The organism is Pseudoalteromonas sp. SR45-5, assembly GCF_014163565.1.
In the GTDB taxonomy this organism is placed as follows: Bacteria; Pseudomonadota; Gammaproteobacteria; order Enterobacterales; family Alteromonadaceae; genus Pseudoalteromonas; species Pseudoalteromonas distincta.
On sequence record NZ_JACJDN010000175.1, the window covers coordinates 1 to 6,884 of the forward strand.

General features: G+C 37.6%; 4 protein-coding genes. 1 reads left to right on the top strand and 3 read right to left on the bottom strand.

Going from position 1 to position 6,884, the window contains the following annotated elements:
- Nucleotides 1-6: 6 nt before the first annotated feature.
- The 3 genes from H5072_RS08600 to fdxA form a co-directional block, all read right to left on the bottom strand.
- Nucleotides 7-1,761, bottom strand: coding sequence for a putative bifunctional diguanylate cyclase/phosphodiesterase (locus H5072_RS08600; RefSeq protein WP_370626122.1), 1,755 nt, complete (start codon nt 1,759-1,761; stop codon nt 7-9).
- Nucleotides 1,762-2,328: 567 nt separating this feature from the next.
- The gene (locus H5072_RS08605; RefSeq protein ID WP_182693273.1) at nt 2,329-4,572 is read right to left on the bottom strand and encodes a carbohydrate binding family 9 domain-containing protein; all 2,244 of its coding nucleotides are present in this window, start codon (nt 4,570-4,572) and stop codon (nt 2,329-2,331) included.
- A 136-nt stretch (nt 4,573-4,708) separates the two neighbouring features.
- Nucleotides 4,709-5,032, bottom strand: a complete 324-nt coding sequence (fdxA, locus tag H5072_RS08610) for a ferredoxin FdxA (RefSeq protein ID WP_002958626.1) — start codon at nt 5,030-5,032, stop codon at nt 4,709-4,711.
- Nucleotides 5,033-5,226: 194 nt separating this feature from the next.
- Here fdxA and H5072_RS08615 point away from each other — a divergent pair, with 194 nt between their 5' ends.
- Nucleotides 5,227-6,834, top strand: coding sequence for an NAD(P)/FAD-dependent oxidoreductase (locus H5072_RS08615; RefSeq protein WP_182693274.1), 1,608 nt, complete (start codon nt 5,227-5,229; stop codon nt 6,832-6,834).
- Nucleotides 6,835-6,884 lie beyond the last annotated feature (50 nt).

Sequence of the window (6,884 nt, forward strand, 5' to 3'; positions counted from 1 at the left end):
AACTAACTAACTAACAATATCCCACGCACTTGTACCCGATGCAGAAAGATTGCTGGTGTTATTACGTAATACTTTATTGCCTACATTAACTGATGACTCAGGACGGCTCACTAAATACCCCTGAACTGAACTCACACCCATTTTTTTAACAAGCTCAAACTGCCCTATTTCTTCAACGCCTTCAGCTACAATTTTAAGGCCCAGCTTTTGTCCAAGCTCACTAATTGTATTTAATATATCGTTATATTTTTGGCTTTTATTGGCTTGAGCTATGAACGAGCGATCAATTTTAATAACATCAATTGGTAAATCCGCTAATGTACTCAACGAGCTAAAACCTGTACCAAAGTCATCAATTGCAATAGTGATGCCTTCTTCTCTTAATCTACTTAGCTCTTTGATTATTCTAGGACTGGCTTGAATAAATGTTGATTCGGTAATTTCAAGCATTAGAGACGTCGCCGGTAAGCCGGTTTTTTTTAGCTTCTTCATTATCCAATCATAAATATCACGGTGCTTTAACTGAATGCCCGAAACGTTAACTGATATTTTTACTTTGCGCATACCTGCATTATGCCATGCAGCCATTTGCCGACACGATTCAAGCATAATCCAATCGCCAAGCTCTAAAATTAAATTCGACTCTTCTGCTATTGGAATAAATTCTGAAGGTGGGATCATACCTTCAACTGGATGGTCCCACCGGGTAAGTGCTTCAAAATAATCAATCATACAATCTTCAACATGTACAATTGGCTGAAAAGACAAGTAAAAATCTTTACACGCGAGCGCTAAACGCAATTCTTCGAGTAAATAATGGTAACGGCGCATTTTGTTGCCCATTTCTGGCGAGTAAACTTTAAATATTCCCTTACCATCACTCTTAGCTCTGTACATAGCAACATCAGCTAATTGTAAAAGTGCTTGTGGGGTTGACGCACTTTCTGGGTAAGCAGCAATACCAATACTGGCACTAATTTTTACTATTTTATTGCCAAGCACAAAGTCTTTTTCAAGCTCACTTAACACGTGCTTCGCAATGTCAACAACTCTGTCGCTATCATCAAGTAGTTCTATAAATATGGAGAATTCATCTCCACCTAATCTTGATAAGTTTTGCTCTAATTGATTAGCGCTATTAATATTACTTAACTTATGGTGACGTAAAACATTTGCAAGTCGACTGGCCACTTGAACTAATATTTCATCACCAAAACTGTGGCCAAACGAATCATTTACTTGTTTAAAGCCATCCAAGTCGATAAATAGAAGCGCACATTTGAGATCTTCCTGATTAGCATGATTTATTTGTCTGTCTATGTGTTCAATATATGCATGGCGGTCAATTAACAGCGTCAGTTTATCTTGACAAATACTTGTTTGAGTTTGTTTTACATAATTAACTACGTGTGAATTTAAGCTATTTATAGATTGACTTAAGCTGCTTACACCTAATGGGTTCTCTGCCGGTTTAACTTGTAAATTAAATGCAGTAAGTAAGCTATTGGCTTGGCGGTTGAGCTCCGCTATTTGATTTTTATAATGACGTTTTCTACGTTCTCTACGTAAGTAGATACCTGAGCCAAATATCAATATACATAAAAATAAAAAGTTCATGGGTGATGAGAGTGTCATCATGATTAACTTATTAGAATCAGCGGCTACAAATTGGGTATCAGTGGTTTTGATAAGTAAAAAATCAGCTGTTGGCTGCTCAATTATATAATGGCCATTTAAAATGGGATTATACCAAGGAGCCATATCAAGGGAGGTATTCGTGATCTCGAAACTTCGTATATCAATATTAGTCTGAAATAGATTTATACGGTTGATCTGATTAGTTAACTCTATGTTTATGCAGAAACAAAATAGAACTATGATTAAGAAAATAAAACCGAGCGGCTTAAGTTTATTCATAAAAAAAATCCATCTATTTTGCTCCTCCTATCAAACCTATTACCAAAAGCGGATTATATCGCTTGCATTTAGTACTACGCAAGCATTGATATAATCCTAAGCCATTAGAATAACAAAAAATTGTAACGATAATGGATTAACTAACTATATCTACATATAGTATAGGTGGGATTAATAAAAATAAACAAAAACGTTTCAATTGTTTAAAATTTAATACATTCGGTATATAAGCTTTGTCGTTTTTTTGCCGCATTAATCTATGCCTCACCACTACAGCTTTAAGTACTTATATTTACTCAACCTTAATCGCATTTGCTCCGCTGTCGTACATCATTTAAAAATTATTCTTGCGCATTATGCATTGCTACTCAAACTAGTAGGAATTATCGCTAATAAAATTATTATTAATATTTAAAGCTGCCATGCATAGCTAACTTTTGTAAATAAGGTACGTTGATCTCGCTCAATATTTTTAAGAGAATCGTCTTGGTAACCTCTATCTGAGTAACCCAAATAAAACAGTGTTTGCGCATTAATTTTATATGAGTAAACAAGCTGACTACCGTAGTCTTTGTTAATTTGGCTAACTTGATAAAAGTAGGCATTTTCGTCTCTATCAATATCTTCAAATTGTAAAATAAGCTTAAGAATTGAACGCATACTAAATTTATAATGAAGCCTAAAATCAACTAAGTTAGCTGTAAATACACGCTCCCCTTGTGGGTTATCTAATTGGCTGTAGTTATGTTTTACATCGAGCTGCCAATGGTCGTTAATGTCCCACACCATTTGGGTTTGGGTGTCAAACGCATCGCCTAATTGCTCATTTGCATAATCAATGCGGCTAGCGTATTCAACATATAATGATAACTTTAAATCTTTAGTGGGTTTAAAGCCCGTATAAATGTAACCAATATTTTGATTATAAAAATTGTCATTATAATTTTCATAACGGTGTACTAAACCAATTTCAAAAATAGATTGTTTTTGACCTTTAAAACTCAAAAAGCCTTCGTATTCTTCTTCAAGTAAGTCGCCATTTTGTGCCCACGTTTTATCCCAGTCAGCTTCGTATGACCACGAGGTAAGTAAATCAGACTCATCTCTGTACCATGTTTGTCCGCCACCAAAGCCTACTTTTTCATAATCGACTTTAGCTTGATAACCTAAATCAGTGCGGTAGTCCTGCCCAATATTTTCATAAGATGCAAATAATTTGTAATCACGTTTATCGCGGGTAAGTTCTAGAGCATAAGCTTCATCTGATTGAGTTTCAGATAAGTTATAGTTTTGAATTAAAAATTCAGAGTTACGAGTATCAGCAGATGACACTTGATACAAAAGAGTATCCGATTGATTAAACCAGTAGGTACCATCCACTGATAATACAGTGTTGTGATAGTCATCACTTTCTCTGTGCGTGCTTGAAATACCAATAGTACCTTGCTGACCTAAGTCATATTGATAACGCCCTGCGGCTGCATTCGTTTTTTCGTTTAAGCTTGCGAAGCCAGAGCCCTGATTCGTTGGCAGTAAAATATTACTATTGTCGTCATCAGCTAGCATTAGCGCATAACTATGATCACCCGTTTTACCCGTCAGCTTTGCACCTAAAGTAGGCTCTGCAATTGTACGTGTGTATAAAAGCTCAAATAAGCTACTTTTAAAGTAAGAAGCACCATCTAAAAAGAAAGGACGTTTTTCAGCGTAATAAATTGAGAAGGTTGTATTTACATCAAGCTCTAAAGAGTCAGTTTCTACTTGCGAAAAATCAGGATTAATTGTCGCGTTTAAAACAGCATCTTTTGTTAAACCCCAGCGTAAATCTAAGCCCACTTCAGTATCTATATCACCCTTATCCCAATCACCTGGCAACGCAGATTTATTATCGTTACGCAGTGTGGTTAATGTAGGTGTTAATTGGATATTTTTACTTGATTCAATGTCACTAAAGCCAACTAACTTATCAAACTGGCAAAGGCTGCATTTCACATTTCTATCAAACCCCATATTTGATAGCTGATATAGCACATCACGTTGATAGTTTCTCATTACAGAAAAACCCCACGTTAGCTCATTTTTATTTTCAGGAAAACGCAATGCTTTAAAAGGAATACGCATTTCAACAACATAACCTTTGTCGTTAATTTGTCCTGCGCTATCCCAAATAGCATTCCATGAGGTATCAGAGCTCCAGCCATCGGTGTCGGTCATTCGTATATCGCCTTGCGCACCCAGCGGGTTCACATGGAATTCATAACCACTGCGTTCGTCATTAAATGTATCAATAACAAGAATAACGACGTCGTCTTCCCATAGCGTATCCCGGTCACGAAGTGATGCACGAATTTGCGTAGGGTCTGGGTCTTGTGCAACATAGGCAACATATAAGTTAGTACCATCTTCGTAAATAAAGGCATCAGTTTTTACAGGAGGAGTGCCTTTTTCGTTAGGCTCATCTTGGTAGAGTAAAGATATACGTGTTGCATTTTGCCAGTGCGCCTCATCCATAACACCATCAACGGTGATATTTGAATCAATACGGGACAAGGATACTTGCTGTTTTTTAGCCGCTACATCAAGGCTTGAAAGTAATAAAGCAAAACTTAAAAATAGGAAGGTAAACTTTTTTATTATAGTTATAAAGTACTGCATAAACATCCATTTAGACTGTAATTACTCATAAGGAGCAACTTAAGCTGAGGATTGTAATTTACCCAGGTACATTTGTTAATACTTTGAAATGAAAAATTAACTATTTAATGATAAAGGAGTAACTAATTGTTATGTATTATGTTTCGAGTAGTTTAAGCTTATCGTCTATGCCATTCCATACATCAGCGTCCTCTGGTGCAGGTTTAACCTCTGTAATGCGCGGCCAGACCAGTGCAAGTTCAGCATTTAATTCAGTAAACTCTTTTTGAGACTCTGGTAGCTCATCTTCTTGGTATATCGCATCAGCTGAACACTCAGGGACACATAAGCCACAATCAATACAATCAATCGGGCTAATTGCTAAAAAATTAGGGCCTTCAAAAAATGCATCTGCTGGGCACACAGATACGCAATCGGTGTACTTACACTTTATACAATTTTCGGTGACAACAAACGCCATACTATTTTAATACCTAAGATTTTGAACAACAGTTGTGGATCATACCCATCCACCCCAAAAATACAATAAATAAGTGCCATATCAGGCTATTTTAACGTAAAATGCGCGCCTAATGTTTGCACACTCGTTGTGCCCTGCATCCCCTTATTGTGAGCGGTAATAATACCCCGCTATGACACCTAAAAGAGATATAAATGATACGTTTAACCGAAATAAAGCTGCCACTTGATCATGACGAAGACGCAATTGGTCAAGCAATTGTAAATAAACTCAAAATCCAACCTGAACAATTGCACAGTTTTAATGTGTTTAAACGTGGTTATGATGCACGTAAAAAATCAGCTATTTTACTTATTTATACACTCGATATAGAAGTTGATAGCGAAGCCGAGCTACTCGCAGCATTTGAAAAAGACCAACATGTAAAAGTAGCACCAGACACAAGTTATAAATTTGTAGCCCAAGCTAACAATAATATCAAAGAGCGCCCTGTCGTGATTGGTTTTGGTCCTTGTGGTTTATTTGCGGGCTTATTACTTGCTCAAATGGGCTTTAAACCCATTATATTAGAGCGCGGTAAAGAAGTACGTGAACGTACAAAAGACACGTTTGGCTTTTGGCGTAAACGCACACTTAATACAGAATCAAATGTACAATTTGGTGAAGGTGGCGCAGGTACTTTCTCAGACGGTAAGTTATACAGCCAAGTAAAAGATCCAAAGCATTATGGCCGAAAAGTCATTACTGAATTTGTAGAAGCAGGCGCACCCGATGAAATTTTATACGTAAGTAAGCCACACATTGGTACGTTTAAACTTGTCACCATGATTGAAAAAATGCGCGCTCGTATAATAGAGCTTGGCGGCGAAATTCGCTTTAGCACACGTGTTGACGATATTCATTTAGACGACGGGCAAGTAACAGGTTTAACGCTTTCAAATGGCGAGCAACTAAACACTCGACATGTTGTATTAGCCGTTGGCCACAGCGCACGTGACACGTTTGATATGATCCACAAAAAAGGGATTTATGTTGAAGCAAAGCCATTCTCAGTCGGTTTTAGAATCGAACATAAACAATCAATGATCGATGAATGTCGTTTTGGCACAAATGCAGGAAACCCAATTTTAGGCTCTGCCGATTATAAACTTGTTCATCACTGCGACAATGGCCGCACCGTTTACAGCTTTTGTATGTGCCCAGGTGGCACAGTAGTCGCGGCAACCTCTGAAGAAGGCCGTGTTGTTACCAATGGTATGAGTCAATATTCACGAAGTGAGCGCAACGCTAACAGCGCTATTGTGGTAGGTATATCACCAGAGCAAGATTTCCCTGGTAATCCACTTGCTGGAATAGACTTACAACGCAAACTTGAAGAGCAAGCGTATGAGCTTGGTGGTAGCAACTACGATGCACCAGCGCAGTTAATTGGAGATTTCTTAAAAGGTAAATCATCTGCAGACTTAGGTGAAGTACAACCCTCTTACACACCTGGTATTAAGTTAACTGACTTGAGTAAAGTGTTACCACAATTTGCAATTGATGCCCTTCGCGAAGCGATACCAGCGTTTAATAAACAAATTCGTGGCTTTTCAACTAACGACGGTTTATTAACCGGTGTTGAAACACGTACTTCGTCGCCTATTAGTATTAAGCGTGATAAAACATTCCAAAGTATTAACACCAAAGGGCTTTACCCTGCAGGTGAAGGCGCAGGTTACGCTGGCGGTATTTTATCAGCGGGTATTGATGGTATTAAAGCAGCTGAAGCAGTCGCACTGTCTATGTTAGAAAGCGCTTAAACCTCTTTTTTAAGCTGTTTATCGAAAAGCCTCACTTTGTGAGGTTTTTT

Excerpts from the sequence above, each read along its gene's own strand:
- H5072_RS08615 (WP_182693274.1), top strand. The coding sequence starts at position 5,227 with ATGATACGTTTAACCGAAATAAAGCTGCCACTTGATCATGACGAAGAC.
- H5072_RS08600 (WP_370626122.1), bottom strand. The coding sequence starts at position 1,761 with ATGGCTCCTTGGTATAATCCCATTTTAAATGGCCATTATATAATTGAG.
- fdxA (WP_002958626.1), bottom strand. The coding sequence starts at position 5,032 with ATGGCGTTTGTTGTCACCGAAAATTGTATAAAGTGTAAGTACACCGAT.
- H5072_RS08605 (WP_182693273.1), bottom strand. The coding sequence starts at position 4,572 with ATGCAGTACTTTATAACTATAATAAAAAAGTTTACCTTCCTATTTTTA.